Here is a 14,006-nt window from a genome sequence, read left to right on the forward strand (position 1 = left end):
GGAAACCCTGAACCGATCTATCTCTTTGTATTTATGCAGACGTCAGGTGATTAGGTGATTTCACCTGACTGCAAAATGCTCTAGTCAGGCGGGCTTGAGCTCTGCCTTGAAGCGCCGGGCATTATTCACATAGCTTTGAGCTGATTTCCTGAGTCCCTCGACAGCGGCCTCATCCAGTGTGCGGATAGCCTTTGCGGGGCTTCCGACAATCAGGGAATTGTCGGGGAAACTCTTGCCTTCCGTCACCAAGGCTCCGGCACCGACCAGTGAATTCCTGCCGATTTTCGCGCCATTGAGGACGATGGCGCCCATGCCGATCAGGGAATTGTCGCCAATCGTGCAACCGTGCAGCATCGCCCGGTGACCGATGGTGCAGCCGCGTCCCACGGTCAGGGGAAAGCCCATGTCCGTGTGCAGGACGGAATGTTCCTGAATGTTGCTGTCATCTTCAATATGAATCAATTCATTGTCGCCGCGCAGCACCGCACCGAACCAGATTCCCACATTGCGCCCCAACCTCACACGCCCCATGAGCGAAGCATCTGGAGCGATCCAGTTGCTGTCGCGGTCGTCGAATTCGGGGCTGATGTCGGCAAGCTGATAGATCGGCATATTTTCAATCCTGTCTTTCGGTTCCGGCCTGTCTTTCGGTTCCGGCAAACCTAGCGTATCGGCCCGAAAACCGGAATCGGCTTTCGGAAGGGAGTATGCGCACATTCAATACCCTACAGCCTCCGTTCTGCGTCCAAAAGGATGCACGGTGCTGTAGAGCACTTTGGATGCTTGCGCAGCAGTATTGGATTTTCAGACGGCGGCACTCGCAATCGCCGGTGTATTTACCGGGCATTTACCACGTTGCCGCAGGGTCAGGTTGAAACGAACCGTGTCAGTAGACGTTTCACGCGCATGATCTGCGCGACATAGCGTTGGGGGCGTGCGAGATGACGGCAGGACTTGAAATAGATGGATCGGAAACAAGACCGCAGGCGCTCAGGCCGCGCTTTGTAATACGCATGTTCCAAGCCTGTGTCCTACTTCTCCTATTGTCCATCAGCATTGCCTTTGGCGGGCGATGGTTCGGTGCCCAGCTTGCGGACGCCGGTCACAGCGAAGCGACCACGCTCCGCGAAATCGTTATCGGCAACAATGTGCTTTCCGTACCGGACAATGCCATCCGCTTCGCCGAGGCAAGGCATGATGGTATTGCACAGCGACTCGATCTTTATCTGCGATGGCCGAACCTTGAGGGATATAGCCGCGAAACGCGCAACGACTTCAACCACGTGGACAGCTCGAAACAGATCATCTTTCTCTCTTTCGAAGAACAGATGACCTCCCGCGACATGAGCAACCGTTTCGAGACCGTCTACTCCAAGATAATCGAACCCGGTCCCATCGAGGGACCGAATGGCATTTTATTCTACCGTTTCAAGCCGGAAGCAGGTTTCGGCGACGAGGTTCTCGCCGTAGGCCATGAAGAAGGACAGACCCTGCCCTTCGTCGCACGTTGCCTAAGCGGTGAAGCGGCACGGCAGGCGCTCGCCCCATGCGAGCGCGATGAGGTGGTCGGCAACGATATGAGCATGACCTATCGCTTCCCCGCGAGCCTTCTGGCCGAATGGCGCATGATGGAACATGCGGTGCGGGACAAGGCGTCCACCCTCATACGCGGCCCGCGCTGAGAGCTGTCACTTGTTGATGCGGACGGCGAACTTTTCCATCCGACTGCTGAACGGTCGAAAGAAAACCCGGAAGCCTTCGGGCTTCCGGGTTCTCAAGTGGTTCCCGTCATCGACACAGGCGGCATCCCTGGCAGACGGCCCGCTATCTCACAGGTCGATGTCGAGAATGGCCATGGAGAAGTTGTAGGAAAGCTCGCCCTCTTCCTCGTCTTTGAAGACGATGCCGAGGAACTCGTCACCGAGATAAACCTCGCAGGAATCTTCCTTGCGCGGACGCGCCTTAACGGTCAGGGCCGGATTCAGGGTGCGCTTGAAATAGGCTTCGAGTTTTCTGACTTCTTCGGGCTTCAAGAAACGTCTCCGCAGGCTATACAGCGCCGTGCATCCCTTCAGACACACGAAGGACACTGCAAGTGATTGAATTCACACACCGTGCTTTCCGAAAATCGATTCCGCTTTTCGCGCCGGTGCGTCAGGATCGAACGGGCTTCTGACACGAGCCCCGCTGCGATGTAAACCCTTGCCACGAAATATCGTCCTCCTGATGGCAGAAGGTCAACAGGGCATTTTCCGGCCCGCTTGGCGCCTATTCTTCACCGCGCAATATCTGGTCCATGGAGCGCGAGGGCTCGCTGCATCCCGATTCACCCACGACACGCGCGGGCACGCCCGCAACCGTCTTGTTTGCAGGAACCGGGGACAGGAGAACGGACCCGGCGGCAACGCGCGCGCAATGGCCGACCTCGATATTTCCCAGAATCTTTGCTCCTGCCCCGATCAGAACGCCATGACGGATTTTCGGATGCCGGTCGCCCGTCTCCTTGCCGGTGCCGCCGAGCGTCACACTATGAAGCATGGAGACATTGTCTTCCACCACCGCCGTTTCGCCGATCACGACACCCGTCGCATGGTCGATGAATATGCCCTTGCCCATGCGGGCGGCAGGATTGATGTCGGTCTGGAAAACCGCCGACGACCTGCTCTGCAGGTAGAGCGCGAAGTCCCTGCGCCCCTCGTTCCAGAGCCAGTGCGCCAGGCGGTGCGTCTGGATCGCATGAAAGCCCTTGAAATACAGCACCGGCATGATGAAGCGGTCGCATGCCGGGTCCCGGTCATAATAGGCCTGAATGTCGACACGCACATTGGTGCGCCATTCCGGCTCTTCATTGAGCATGGCATGGAATGTCTGGCGGATCAGATCCGCTCCCATATCGGGATGATCGAGCCGCTCGGCGACACGGTGAATGACCGCGCTCTCCAGATCGTCATGGTTGAGGATCGTCGCATAAAGGAAAGCCGCCAGAAGCGGATCATTGGCGACGGCCTCCTCCGCTTCGCTGCGCACGGCGCGCCAGATGGGATCGACAGGTTGCAGGCTATCCTGGCGGGAGCCGGTTTCCTGAACCGCTTTACGGACGCTCATGAAAGGTCTCCGGTCGGGCTTGAATCTTGCGTTGTGCAAAAACATACGCCAGAAGCCCTTTCGATTGAACCGAAAAAACCTTGATCATCATTGCAGGGAATTGATCCATGGCTGTCGAAAACGCTTCCGCCGAACACGGCTTCTCCGTCAGCGTGGACAATGGCATCGCCCATTTGACGCTGGAACGGCCACAAAAGCTGAATGCCGTGACGGCTGCCATGTGGCAGGCCCTTACAACAAGTCTCGAAGAGCTGAGCGCTGACGAGCGGGTGCGGGTCGTGATCATCAGCGGCGACGGTGGCAATTTCTGTGCCGGTGCGGACATCGCTGAATTCGAAACAGTGCGCCGCGATGCCCATACGGCACGCAACTATGAGGCGCTCAACGCGGCAAGCTTCTCGGCAATCCGTAATTGCGCGAAACCGACGATTGCAATGATTTCCGGTGTTTGTTTCGGCGGCGGTTTCGGGCTTGCTGCAAGCTGCGATCTACGCATCGCGGCGCCGGACGCACGCTTTGCAGTGCCGGCCGCAAAGCTCGGCCTTGGATATCCCGTCGAGGCAATGGCCGATATCGTGGCGTCCACCGGCGCGCAGATGGCGCGCTACCTGACCTTCAGCGGTGCACGGATCGACGCCAGGCGCGCGCTCGAATGCGGGTTTCTGCTCGAAATCGTCGACATGGATTCGCTTGTTCCTAGGGCACGTGAAATCGCCAACTCGCTTGCGCAGGCGGCGCCGCTCTCGATACGCGCCTCCAAGGCTTCCATCGCCGCAGCCCTTTCGGGGCGCCCCGAAGACACGATCCGGGCGCAGGAACTCGGCGACATCACCTTTGAAAGCCAGGATTACGCCGAGGGGCGAGCCGCATTCCGCGAACGGCGGCCAGCTCGTTTCATCGGGAAATAAGCCTCAGGCCGCCTGATCGCGGGCCAGGAATTTCAGGATTTCCGCAGCGAATACATCATTGCGATCACCGGCGACCATATGCCCCGCTCCACCAACATCCACATAGGATGCCCCAGGAGCAAGCGAGACGAATTCGCGCGCGTGCTCTTCCTGAACCAGTTCGGAGCGCATGCCGCGCACCAGAAGCACCGGCAGATGGAGTGCCGGAAGCCCCGCCATCAGCTCCTGCATCAGTTCTTCGGAACCCGAGTTGATGTTTGCCTCGCCCTTGATGAAGGCAGGGTCCCAATGCCAGCGGTAGCGACCATCGGCATCGCGGCGCAAATTCTTGCGCAAGCCATCGAGCGAACGGCGGGGCGCGCGGTTCGGAAGATAGGCGGAGATGGCCTCCGCAGCTTCCTCCAGCGTTGCGAACCCCTCTTCCATGCGATCGGCCATGAAACCCTGTATCTTGTCGACGCCGCGCGGATCGAGCCTCGGAGTTATATCGACGAGGATCAGTGTTTCGAGAAGCGGACCCTCGCGGCTTTCCGCCGTCAGGGCGGCAAGACCGCCCAGCGAAGCGCCCACCAGCGAGGGGCGCGCATGAAAGCGCTCCTCCACCTGCCTGATCAGACAAGCCGCATCGGCGCCGTAATGGCTGAAACCGTAATTGCCGCTTTCCACCCAATCGCTTTCGCCATGGCCGCGCTGATCCACCAGAACCGCCCGCATCCCCTGCCGCGCCACAGCCTCTGCCGTTGCGTCCCAGGCACGTCTCGTCTGGCCGCCGCCATGCAGAAAAATCACGGGATGGCCACCGCCATCCATGATATCGGCCGCGAGCCTGTTGCCTTCAGCGCCGGTGAAAAACGTGCCCTCAGTCTCGAGCAAGGGGATGTTCCTCCAGAAAAGCCAGCGCACGCGCCTTGAAGCTGCGGTCGCCCACGGCCAGCATATGATCTCTTTTCTCAATCGCAAATGCCGTACCGTCAGGCAACAGATCGGCAAGCCCCTCAGGCGAGCCCGCAATATCGTCGCGTGTTCCTACCGCAACGAGCGTCGGCTGCGCGATCCGCCGCGCATCGTCGGCGCTCAACAATTCCCGCGAAGTGGAGATGCAGGCGGCAAGCGCGTTTCTATCGCTCCTCGTCTGATCGGCAAATTTCCTGAACATCTGGCCGCGTTCGGAAACGATGCTTGCCGGATCGGGTGCTAGAAGCGCTTCGGCGATCTCGTCCCAATCGCCCACCCCCTCGATCATGCCCATGCCAAGCCCACCCAGGATAAGCGTCGCCACTTTTTCCGGGTTAGCCAACGCCAGGAAGGTAGAGAGGCGCGCACCCATCGAATAGCCCATTACATGGGCCCGTTCTATACCCAGATGATCGAGCAAGGCGGCAGCATCACTGGCCATTTTCGGAGGCGTGTAATCGGCCTTGTCGTGGCTTTTCGACGATTGGCCGTGGCCGCGATTGTCGAGCGCGATGACGCGGTATCCGGCATCTCGCAGGGTCTTCACCCAGCCGGGCGCCACCCAGTTGACGAAATGGGTGGAGGCAAAACCGTGGATGAGAAGGATCGGGTCGCCTGCGCCTTCGTCGATGAAGGCGATATCGAACCCATCATGGGAGAAAAACTTCATTGCAACCGCTAGCACACCGTGTGAACGCGGATCGGCCGCAGAACTGGCGACCGCTCCAACCTCGTTTCCTGAAACGGAGCGGAATGATATTCCGCTCCGAAACGTATCAACGGCCAGCGGGCGCCTCAATGCGCGGATGGCTCAGGCGGCTGCCGACCTCGATGCCAGTCTTCTGCGCGGTTCCCGCGACAAGTTCAAGCACGAACTGGGCCTCGACTCCTGGCGCAATGGCAGCCGTGGAGAATGGCACTCCCTTGCCGATCGCGCGTACCTTGCCACCCGCGTCTATGAAAAGCAGATCGAGTGCGAGCGGCGTGTTCTTCATCCAGAAGCTCTGGCGCCCCTCGGAGGGAAAAATGAACAGCATGCCGCGATCTTCAGGCATGGATTGCCGGTACATGAGCCCCCGTTGCCGCTCGACGGGTTCGTCGGCGATCTCGATTGCAAAGCGCTTTTCCCCCGAAACCGTTTCAATAATGAGCGGATCGGGATCGACCGGCAAGCGCATGACCGTCGTCTGCGCCAGGGCGCCAGCAGCGCTCGCAAGCAAGAATGCCAGCAAGAACAGAACACGCTGAAGACTGGGAAAAACCACTCTACGGAGCAGGAAACAGTTTGCGGTCGAAACCATCAAATCACATCCGGTCTGGTCACTTCCAAATTCGGGCACCCAAAGGTGGCACACGAAATTTGCACGCCGCGAAGCGTAAGGAAACCGCCATGCAGACTCAATGCGCGGCGTTCAGCGTCCCTTTATCCGGATAGATTTCGGCAGCCATAAGGCCCTTGTCGCCACGGCCGAAACGAACCAGCACGACCTGACCGGGGCGAAGCTCGGTCACGCCATAGCGCCTCAGGGTTTCCATGTGAACGAAGATATCCTCCGTCCCCTCACCGCGTGTGAGAAAGCCGAAACCCTTGGTACGGTTGAACCATTTGACGAGCGCACGTTCCAGTCCGCTTTCGGGCGTGACTGTGACATGGGTGCGCGGCGTTTGATCTTCAACCGGATGAACGGCGGTCGAAAGATCGATGGAAATAACCTTGAAAGCCTGCATGCCTTTGTCGCCCTGACGGGCCAGGCATTCGATGCGGGCCCCTTCGAGCGCCGTTTGAAAGCCATCCTTACGAAGGCATGTCACATGCAAAAGCACGTCGCCGTGCCCTTCCTCGTCGGGGAGGACGAAGCCATAGCCTTTTGCGACATCAAACCATTTGATCGCGCCGGAAATCTCGACAACTTCCCCGCTCTCCGCGGCATCGTCGGTAGACGTTGCCCGGTTATCCGCCCCGTATCCCCTGGTTGCAGAGGATTTGTCTTCCATCCCGACCTGCCTTTTTTCAAGCCCGCCCGACTCATTGTCAGGATTGAAGATAACATTTGCGCTTTGTGGCATAGCAAGACCCAGTTTCGATTTTCAACAAAAGGTGCAGATGCCGGGATTTGAAGGGCTTCAACAGCGCTCGACAATCCATTAACGGTCAAGGACACCGGATTGCGGAGTAGCTCCGAAGTACTGTTTACGTAACGATGAAAGCGAGGTGAAACATGCGTTATCTGCACACAATGGTTCGAGTGAGGGATCTCGACGAAGCTCTTGATTTTTATTGCAACAAGCTCGGCATGGTCGAAACGCGACGCACCGAAAGCGAGAAGGGTCGCTTTACGCTGGTTTTCCTCGCAGCGGACAAGGATAAGGAGCGCGGACAGCGCGAGAAGGCGCCTCTCCTGGAACTCACCTACAATTGGGATCCGGAGGACTATCAGGGTGGACGCAATTTCGGTCACCTCGCCTATGAGGTGGACGACATCTACGCGCTTTGCGCGAATCTCATGGACAAGGGGGTGACCATCAACCGGCCCCCGCGCGACGGCTACATGGCCTTCATTCGCTCCCCCGACGGCATTTCCATCGAACTGCTGCAGAAGGGCGAGGCCAAGGCTCCGGCCGAGCCCTGGGCTTCCATGCAGAACATTGGAAGCTGGTGATCTCCCAATGCCGGCGCAAGGTCGTATTTGCCTCCTCGCGCCGGCATGCTAACAGCACGTAATGAGATCATAATCCATAGTCATAATCCCTGGGGGAGACGCGCATGAAGGAAGTGCTTCTCGAACTGGAACGCCGCCGGGCCAATGCTCGCGAAGGTGGTGGCCAGAAACGCATCGACGCACAGCACGCCAAGGGTAAGCTGACCGCGCGAGAGCGCATCGAAGCATTCCTGGATGAAGGCTCCTTCGAGGAATTCGACATGTTCGTCGAGCATCGCTCGACGGATTTCGGCATGGAGAATACGAGGATCGCAGGCGATGGTGTGGTGACCGGCTGGGGCACCGTAAACGGGCGTACCGTCTTCGTCTTCGCCAAGGACTTTACCGTTTTCGGCGGTTCCCTCTCGGAAGCCCATGCCGAAAAAGTGGTCAAGGTGCAGGAAATGGCCCTCAAGAACCGCGCGCCGATCATCGGTTTCTACGATGCTGGCGGCGCGCGTATCCAGGAAGGCGTCGCGGCGCTCGGCGGCTACGCGGAGATATTCCAGCGCAACGTGCTTGCCTCCGGTGTCATTCCCCAGATTTCCGTCATCATGGGCCCCTGCGCCGGCGGCGATGTCTATTCTCCCGCAATGACCGATTTCATCTTCATGGTTCGCGACACCTCCTACATGTTCGTGACCGGCCCGGATGTGGTGAAGACCGTCACCAACGAGACCGTGACCGCGGAAGAACTGGGGGGCGCTTCGGTGCATACGGTCAAATCCTCCATCGCCGACGGTGCCTATGACAACGACGTGGAGGCGCTTTTGCAGATGCGTCGCCTGATCGACTATCTGCCCGCCTCCAACACGGCTGAACTGCCTGAAGTGGAGTGCTATCAGTCGGTGACGGAGAAGGATTTTTCGCTCGACAGGCTGGTTCCCGACAATGCTAACAAGCCCTACGACATCAAGGAACTCATCCTGAAGACCTGCGACGAAGGCGACTTCTTCGAGATTCAGGCCTCCTTTGCGAAGAACATCGTGACCGGCTTCGGGCGTGTGGAGGGTCGCACCGTCGGGTTCGTCGCCAACCAGCCCATGGTGCTGGCGGGTGTTCTCGATTCGGATGCTTCTCGCAAGGCGGCACGCTTCGTCCGGTTTTGCGACTGCTTCAACATTCCCATCGTCACCTATGTGGACGTTCCGGGCTTCCTGCCGGGTACGGCACAGGAATATGGCGGCCTCATCAAGCATGGCGCCAAGCTGCTCTTTGCCTATGCGGAAGCCACCGTGCCGAAGATCACCGTCATTACCCGCAAGGCCTTTGGCGGCGCCTATGACGTCATGGCCTCCAAGCACCTGCGCGGCGACATCAACTATGCCTGGCCATCGGCACAGATCGCCGTGATGGGCGCCAAGGGCGCGGTCGAGATCATTTTCCGCAAGGACATCGACGATCCGCAGAAGATCGCCACCCATACGAAAATGTATGAAGATCGCTTCCTTTCACCCTTCGTGGCGGCGGAACGCGGCTATGTGGATGAGGTCATCATGCCCCACTCCACCCGCCAGAGACTAGCGCGGGCGCTGCGCATGCTGCGCAACAAGGATCTCCAGAACCCCTGGAAGAAGCACGACAATATTCCCCTTTGAGAAGGGAGCGGCACGCTCCGTCCTCACGCGCATCCTAAAGTGCCCTTGTCCCGCCCGATCAGAAACTGCGCGGCGGGACGAACAGGCAGATCGTGCGCGAATCGTTCTTGCCCGCCACCGAACACCAGTGAAAGACCCCGTCAGGCGAATTCCGAATACGCTTGTCGCTATAGGCGATCACCTCGCCCGTCACCTGAATGCGGTAACCGTCCGGGATTTCGGAAATCGCGGCATCCTGCACCTCACGGCAATCGCGATCCGAACAACAGGCATAGGGATAGCGCCAGCCGGTTTTGGCCTCATGGGCAGATACCGACAAGACAAACGATAGGAGGATTGCGCTGGAAAATGCGGTGCTCGCCATTGCGCGCAAAATGGGAGCGGATCCTGAGCTGGACATCATCGTCTCCTCGGATCTCCTCCCGAGGACGATTGTTCTCCCGCATGGTTAACAAAAGCTTTACGACATTAATCGCATCTTAAGAGACTGGCGGTGAAACCTTGCGGTCGACACCGCGAGATTGACAAAGCCCCCTCTCCCGTTGTCGTCTGCCTCTCCCGAAACAGGCGCTGCGGCGCCACTGCAGGATCGACCTTTAAAATGCCGAAGACGGATATCGCCCGACGGGTCTACAATCACACCTGGAAGCTCGATCCGATCTGCCGCAGCCTGCTGGATACGGATTTTTACAAACTCCTGATGTTGCAGATGATCTGGGGGCTTTATCCGCATGTGGACGCCACCTTCACGCTCATCAACCGCAACAAAAAAGTGTTTCTCGCCGACGAAATCGATGAGGGAGAACTGCGCGAACAGCTCGACCATGCCCGCGCCATTCGCTTCAGCAAGAAGGAGATGATCTGGCTGGCGGGCAATACCTTCTATGGCCGCAAACAGATCTTCCAGCCGGAATTTCTGAACTGGCTCGCCGATTTCCGGTTGCCGGAATACGAACTCAAACGCGATGGCGGCCAGTACGAATTGAATTTCCATGGCCGGTGGATGGAAACCACCATGTGGGAGATTCCTGCGCTCGCCATCATCAACGAGTTACGCTCGCGCGCCGCCATGCGCGCGCTCGGCCCCTTCGCGCTTGATGTGCTTTATGCCCGCGCCAAGGCAAAGGTGTGGTCCAAGGTCGAACGGCTCAAGAAACTGCCCGACATAAAGATTTCGGATTTCGGCACCCGCCGCCGCCACTCCTTCCTCTGGCAGCGCTGGTGCGTGGAGGCACTGAAGGAGGGTATCGGCGATTCTTTCACCGGCACCTCCAATGTGCTTCTGGCCATGGATACCGACCTCGAAGCGCTTGGAACCAATGCCCATGAACTGCCCATGGTCCTGGCTGCGCTCGCCAAGAACGACGAGGAGCTGAGAGCATCCCCCTACAAGGTGCTCCAGGATTGGCAGAGCTATTATGGCGGCAATCTTCTGATTGTGTTGCCCGACGCATTCGGGACGGAATCCTTCCTGCGCGACGCCCCCTCCTGGGTCGCCGACTGGACCGGCTTCCGGCCCGACAGCGCCCCGCCCATCGAAGGCGGCGAGCGCATCATGGAGTTCTGGCGTCAGCACGGGAAAGACCCCAGGGACAAGCTTCTCATCTTTTCCGACGGGCTCGACGTGGATACGATCGAGTCGGCCTATCGGCATTTCAACGGCAAGGTGCGCATGGCCTTCGGCTGGGGTACCAACCTCACCAACGATTTCGAGGATTGCGCCCCACGTGAAATCAACGGGCTGAAGGCAATCTCCATGGTGTGCAAGGTAAGCAAAGCCAATGGCCGGCCTGCCGTAAAACTGTCCGACAATCCGGAAAAGGCGACCGGCGACCCCAAGGAAATCCAGCGCTATCTCAAGCTTTTCGGCGCGCAGAACCGGATGAGCCGGGCTGTTCTGGTGTAGAGCGACCGCGTTTCCATCGCAGGGCGGCAATCGCCGCTCGTGACCTCAGCTCTCCAGCATTTCCTTGACGACGGTCGCAAGCTGCTTGAGCGAGAAAGGTTTGGGAAGGAAGCCGAACTGTGCATCTTCCGGCAGGTTCTTGGCGAAGGCATCTTCGGCATAGCCCGACACGAAAATGAACTTGATGTCGGGTTGCACCTTGCGCAATTCGCCCAGAAGCGTCGGGCCATCCATTTCGGGCATGACGACGTCGGAAACCACGAGGTCGACCTTGCCTTCCAATTCGTGGAAGACCTCCAGCGCCTCGGTACCCGAACTCGCCTCATGCACTTCATAGCCACGCGAGGACAGTGCGCGAACGCTGCCCATGCGCACCGCATCCTCGTCTTCCACGAGGAGAACGCGCGCTGAGCCGGAAAGATCTCGGCTTTCTTCCTTGGCCTTGGAGCGCCCCTGCCCCTCATCGCCGCCATTCGCCTCGGAGGCAGCCTTTTCGGCCTCGGTCGGGATGTAGCGTGGCAGGAAAATGCGGAAGACGGTTCCCTCGCCGACTTCAGAATCGCAGAAGATGAAACCGCCCGTCTGCTTGACGATGCCATAGACCATCGACAAGCCGAGACCCGTTCCCTTGCCCACTTCCTTGGTGGTGAAGAAAGGCTCGAAGATCTTCTTGATCGTCTCCGCGTCGATACCCGTTCCGGTGTCCTGCACCTCAACCGCAACATAATCGGCGGGAATGAGCTCGCGATAGGGGAAAGCCGTGCATTCGGCAGCCGTGATGTTGCGGGTCTTTACTGTCAGGGCGCCGCCATTGGGCATGGCATCGCGGGCATTGACCGCCAGATTGACCACCACCTGCTCGAACTGGCCGATATCGGCCTTCACGGGCCAGAGGTCGCGGCCATGTTCGACCTTGAGCGAAATGTCATTGCCCACGAGACGGGCAAGAAGCATGCGCAGATCGGCAAGTACATCCGTCAGGTTCAGAACCTCGGGGCGCAGGGTCTGGCGCCGCGAAAAGGCCAGGAGCTGGCGCACCAGCGATGCCGCCCGGTTGGCGTTCTGCTTGATGTTCATGATGTCCGGAAAAGACGGATCGGACGGACGGTGGTTCGTCAGAAGAAGGTCGGAGGCCATGATAATGGCCGTGAGCACATTGTTGAAATCATGCGCGATGCCACCCGCAAGCTGGCCCACAGCCTGCATCTTCTGGCTCTGGGCCATCTGCGCCTCGAGCGCCTTCTGTTCCGTCGTCTCAACCGCGTAGACGATGGCCGCCTCCTCAGCGCCTTCTCCGCCGGCATGGTCCACAACAGGATGCACATAGAAGCGCACATGGCGCTCGGCATCGTCGGGCAGGACCGTGTCGATCGGCGCAATCTCGGCCTGACGCTGCTTGGCGCGTTCCAGAGCGGTTGCGAAAGCCTCGCGGTCACGCTCGTGGATCACGCTGTCGAGGCGGATGTGGCGCTCCACCGCGCCGCTGTCCACTGCTCTTGAAAAGAGCGAAAGGAACGGAGCATTGGTGCGCAGGATGCGGCCCGTCTGATCCACCGAGGCGATGGCCATGGGCGTGGAATTGAAGAAGCGCGTGAAACGGACCTCCGATGCCCGCAGATCGGCGGAAGCATCCTCCCCCTGGCTGCGGTTCAGGACAATGGTCCGCGTCGGGCCGGCCGAGCCGTCGCGCGTTGCGGTGACGCGGTGCATGAAACGAACCGGCAGCACTTCGCCGTTCATAGTGGAAAGGTCGAGATCGACGACCGCATCGCGCACCGTTCCCGGATCGGCGCGCACCGCATGGATAAGCGCCATGCCGTCGCCCGCGACGATCTGCGAAAGACGAACGCCGCCGGGCACGAAATTGGCAAGATCGATGCCCAACCATTCGGCGAGTGTCGCGTTGATATAGGTAACGCGGCCATCCGGGTCTGCCGCGAAGAAGCCCGCCGGAGCATGGTCCAAATGGTCGATGGCTTTCTGCAGATCGAGAAAGAAGCGCTCCTGCTCCGCCCGTTCCGTGGAAATATCGGCGATCTGCCAGGCGGAAACCGGCTGACGATGACCGGGCAGGTTGAAGACGCGGGCCCAGGCGCGATACCAGCGCGCGCCAAGCTCCGCGCCGGGACGGATGGAGCGGGAAAGGCGGAATTCACCGTCGCCCGTGCGGCCGTCGCGCAGCCCCGCGGCAAGACGTTCCACGACGGGGGCGGCTTCGGGATTGTCCGAAAGAAGCGCGTCCACGGTCTTCACATCGGCGACGGAGGTTGCTCCGGTCATCTGCGCATAGGCGTGGTTCGCATAGAGAATGCGCCCCTTGGCGTCGGCGACGACGAGCCCCTCCTCCATGGAATCCACGAAGGCACGAGAGAGTTCGCTACCGGCCGAACGCGGGGCGACCTGGACGAAGCCTATGGCGGTGGCAAAGAGAAAGCCCACGCCGATCATCGCCATGACGCCCAATATGCCGAGAAGCACCGGATCGCCCAGGCGCTCCTTGAACAGCGAGAAGACGATTGCCGAAACAGTCAGCACCAGGATGAAAATGACCAGACGCGTAATGGCGCCGGGGCGCGAACTCTGGTCGATGATAGGTGCCGCGTGGATTTGTCCGCCCGATTGCTTGGCCATGCGTCTTCCGTCTGTCGCGCCCAGTGGTTGCCGGGTTTCCACGCGGAACCGGCTTATTCGGGATATATCAGGGCCTCACACATCTGCAAGCGTGCGCCAGTAATGGAACGGCAAATAGAGCTTATTTCATCGGAAAACAGTTACACGGGAAAGGGATAAGCGGGCACGCGGGTTGCCGCACGGTTGTGCCGGGCATACTGTTGAA

At 59.4% G+C, this 14,006-nt stretch carries 14 protein-coding genes; 5 read left to right on the plus strand and 9 right to left on the minus strand.

Going from position 1 to position 14,006, the window contains the following annotated elements:
• Nucleotides 1-84 precede the first annotated feature (84 nt).
• Nucleotides 85-612, minus strand: coding sequence for a gamma carbonic anhydrase family protein (locus NA8A_RS08700; RefSeq protein ID WP_009450055.1), 528 nt, complete (start codon nt 610-612; stop codon nt 85-87).
• A 401-nt stretch (nt 613-1,013) separates the two neighbouring features.
• On the opposite strand from NA8A_RS08700, the gene NA8A_RS08705 reads away from it, so the two are divergent.
• Complete coding sequence (locus tag NA8A_RS08705) at nt 1,014-1,682, plus strand: hypothetical protein (RefSeq protein WP_081581927.1); 669 nt, start codon at nt 1,014-1,016, stop codon at nt 1,680-1,682.
• A 147-nt stretch (nt 1,683-1,829) separates the two neighbouring features.
• Here the strand turns inward: NA8A_RS08705 and NA8A_RS08710 are convergent, their stop codons facing one another.
• Both NA8A_RS08710 and cysE read right to left on the minus strand, forming a co-directional pair.
• Nucleotides 1,830-2,033: a DUF3126 family protein gene (locus NA8A_RS08710; RefSeq protein WP_009450057.1), complete on the minus strand. Its 204-nt coding sequence runs from the start codon at nt 2,031-2,033 to the stop codon at nt 1,830-1,832.
• Nucleotides 2,034-2,268: 235 nt separating this feature from the next.
• Entirely contained in the window at nt 2,269-3,105 is an 837-nt protein-coding gene (gene cysE, locus NA8A_RS08715; protein WP_009450058.1) for a serine O-acetyltransferase, read from the minus strand.
• Between the two features lie 107 nt (nt 3,106-3,212).
• Between cysE and NA8A_RS08720 the strand changes: the two genes are divergently transcribed.
• A complete protein-coding gene (locus tag NA8A_RS08720; protein ID WP_009450059.1) occupies nt 3,213-4,013 on the plus strand; it encodes an enoyl-CoA hydratase/isomerase family protein in 801 nt (266 codons plus the stop codon).
• A 3-nt stretch (nt 4,014-4,016) separates the two neighbouring features.
• On the opposite strand, the gene NA8A_RS08725 is transcribed toward NA8A_RS08720, so the two are convergent.
• The 4 genes from NA8A_RS08725 to NA8A_RS08740 all read right to left on the minus strand — a co-directional run bounded on the left by NA8A_RS08725 (nt 4,017) and on the right by NA8A_RS08740 (nt 6,962).
• Nucleotides 4,017-4,886 (minus strand): alpha/beta fold hydrolase, encoded by an 870-nt coding sequence (locus NA8A_RS08725; protein ID WP_009450060.1) that lies wholly within the window; start codon nt 4,884-4,886, stop codon nt 4,017-4,019.
• On the minus strand, nt 4,873-5,637 hold the full coding sequence (locus tag NA8A_RS08730; protein ID WP_040672172.1) for an alpha/beta fold hydrolase: 765 nt from the start codon (nt 5,635-5,637) through the stop codon (nt 4,873-4,875). The genes NA8A_RS08725 and NA8A_RS08730 overlap by 14 nt, the downstream gene beginning before the upstream one ends.
• A 106-nt stretch (nt 5,638-5,743) precedes the next feature.
• Entirely contained in the window at nt 5,744-6,199 is a 456-nt protein-coding gene (locus NA8A_RS08735; RefSeq protein ID WP_240532760.1) for a DUF192 domain-containing protein, read from the minus strand.
• Nucleotides 6,200-6,365: 166 nt separating this feature from the next.
• Nucleotides 6,366-6,962: a cold-shock protein gene (locus NA8A_RS08740; protein ID WP_040672246.1), complete on the minus strand. Its 597-nt coding sequence runs from the start codon at nt 6,960-6,962 to the stop codon at nt 6,366-6,368.
• 224 nt (nt 6,963-7,186) lie between these two features.
• Between NA8A_RS08740 and NA8A_RS08745 the strand changes: the two genes are divergently transcribed.
• Together NA8A_RS08745 and NA8A_RS08750 are read left to right on the plus strand one after the other, a co-directional pair.
• Nucleotides 7,187-7,627, plus strand: a complete 441-nt coding sequence (locus NA8A_RS08745; RefSeq protein ID WP_009450064.1) for a VOC family protein — start codon at nt 7,187-7,189, stop codon at nt 7,625-7,627.
• A 104-nt stretch (nt 7,628-7,731) separates the two neighbouring features.
• The gene (locus tag NA8A_RS08750) at nt 7,732-9,264 is read left to right on the plus strand and encodes an acyl-CoA carboxylase subunit beta (RefSeq protein WP_009450065.1); all 1,533 of its coding nucleotides are present in this window, start codon (nt 7,732-7,734) and stop codon (nt 9,262-9,264) included.
• Nucleotides 9,265-9,322: 58 nt separating this feature from the next.
• Here the strand turns inward: NA8A_RS08750 and NA8A_RS08755 are convergent, their stop codons facing one another.
• The gene (locus NA8A_RS08755; RefSeq protein WP_009450066.1) at nt 9,323-9,667 is read right to left on the minus strand and encodes a hypothetical protein; all 345 of its coding nucleotides are present in this window, start codon (nt 9,665-9,667) and stop codon (nt 9,323-9,325) included.
• Nucleotides 9,668-9,865: 198 nt separating this feature from the next.
• On the opposite strand from NA8A_RS08755, the gene pncB reads away from it, so the two are divergent.
• The gene (pncB, locus tag NA8A_RS08760) at nt 9,866-11,170 is read left to right on the plus strand and encodes a nicotinate phosphoribosyltransferase (protein WP_009450067.1); all 1,305 of its coding nucleotides are present in this window, start codon (nt 9,866-9,868) and stop codon (nt 11,168-11,170) included.
• Nucleotides 11,171-11,215: 45 nt separating this feature from the next.
• Here the strand turns inward: pncB and cckA are convergent, their stop codons facing one another.
• Entirely contained in the window at nt 11,216-13,801 is a 2,586-nt protein-coding gene (gene cckA / locus NA8A_RS08765) for a cell cycle histidine kinase CckA (protein WP_009450069.1), read from the minus strand.
• Nucleotides 13,802-14,006 lie beyond the last annotated feature (205 nt).

Source organism: Nitratireductor indicus C115 (assembly GCF_000300515.1).
In the GTDB taxonomy this organism is placed as follows: Bacteria; Pseudomonadota; Alphaproteobacteria; order Rhizobiales; family Rhizobiaceae; genus Nitratireductor; species Nitratireductor indicus.

Coding starts and splice junctions, on each gene's coding strand:
- NA8A_RS08700 (WP_009450055.1), bottom strand. CDS start 612: ATGCCGATCTATCAGCTTGCCGACATCAGCCCCGAATTCGACGACCGC.
- NA8A_RS08705 (WP_081581927.1), top strand. CDS start 1,014: ATGTTCCAAGCCTGTGTCCTACTTCTCCTATTGTCCATCAGCATTGCC.
- cysE (WP_009450058.1), bottom strand. CDS start 3,105: ATGAGCGTCCGTAAAGCGGTTCAGGAAACCGGCTCCCGCCAGGATAGC.
- NA8A_RS08720 (WP_009450059.1), top strand. CDS start 3,213: ATGGCTGTCGAAAACGCTTCCGCCGAACACGGCTTCTCCGTCAGCGTG.
- NA8A_RS08730 (WP_040672172.1), bottom strand. CDS start 5,637: ATGAAGTTTTTCTCCCATGATGGGTTCGATATCGCCTTCATCGACGAA.
- NA8A_RS08740 (WP_040672246.1), bottom strand. CDS start 6,962: ATGGAAGACAAATCCTCTGCAACCAGGGGATACGGGGCGGATAACCGG.
- NA8A_RS08745 (WP_009450064.1), top strand. CDS start 7,187: ATGCGTTATCTGCACACAATGGTTCGAGTGAGGGATCTCGACGAAGCT.
- NA8A_RS08750 (WP_009450065.1), top strand. CDS start 7,732: ATGAAGGAAGTGCTTCTCGAACTGGAACGCCGCCGGGCCAATGCTCGC.
- NA8A_RS08755 (WP_009450066.1), bottom strand. CDS start 9,667: ATGATGTCCAGCTCAGGATCCGCTCCCATTTTGCGCGCAATGGCGAGC.
- pncB (WP_009450067.1), top strand. CDS start 9,866: ATGCCGAAGACGGATATCGCCCGACGGGTCTACAATCACACCTGGAAG.
- cckA (WP_009450069.1), bottom strand. CDS start 13,801: ATGGCCAAGCAATCGGGCGGACAAATCCACGCGGCACCTATCATCGAC.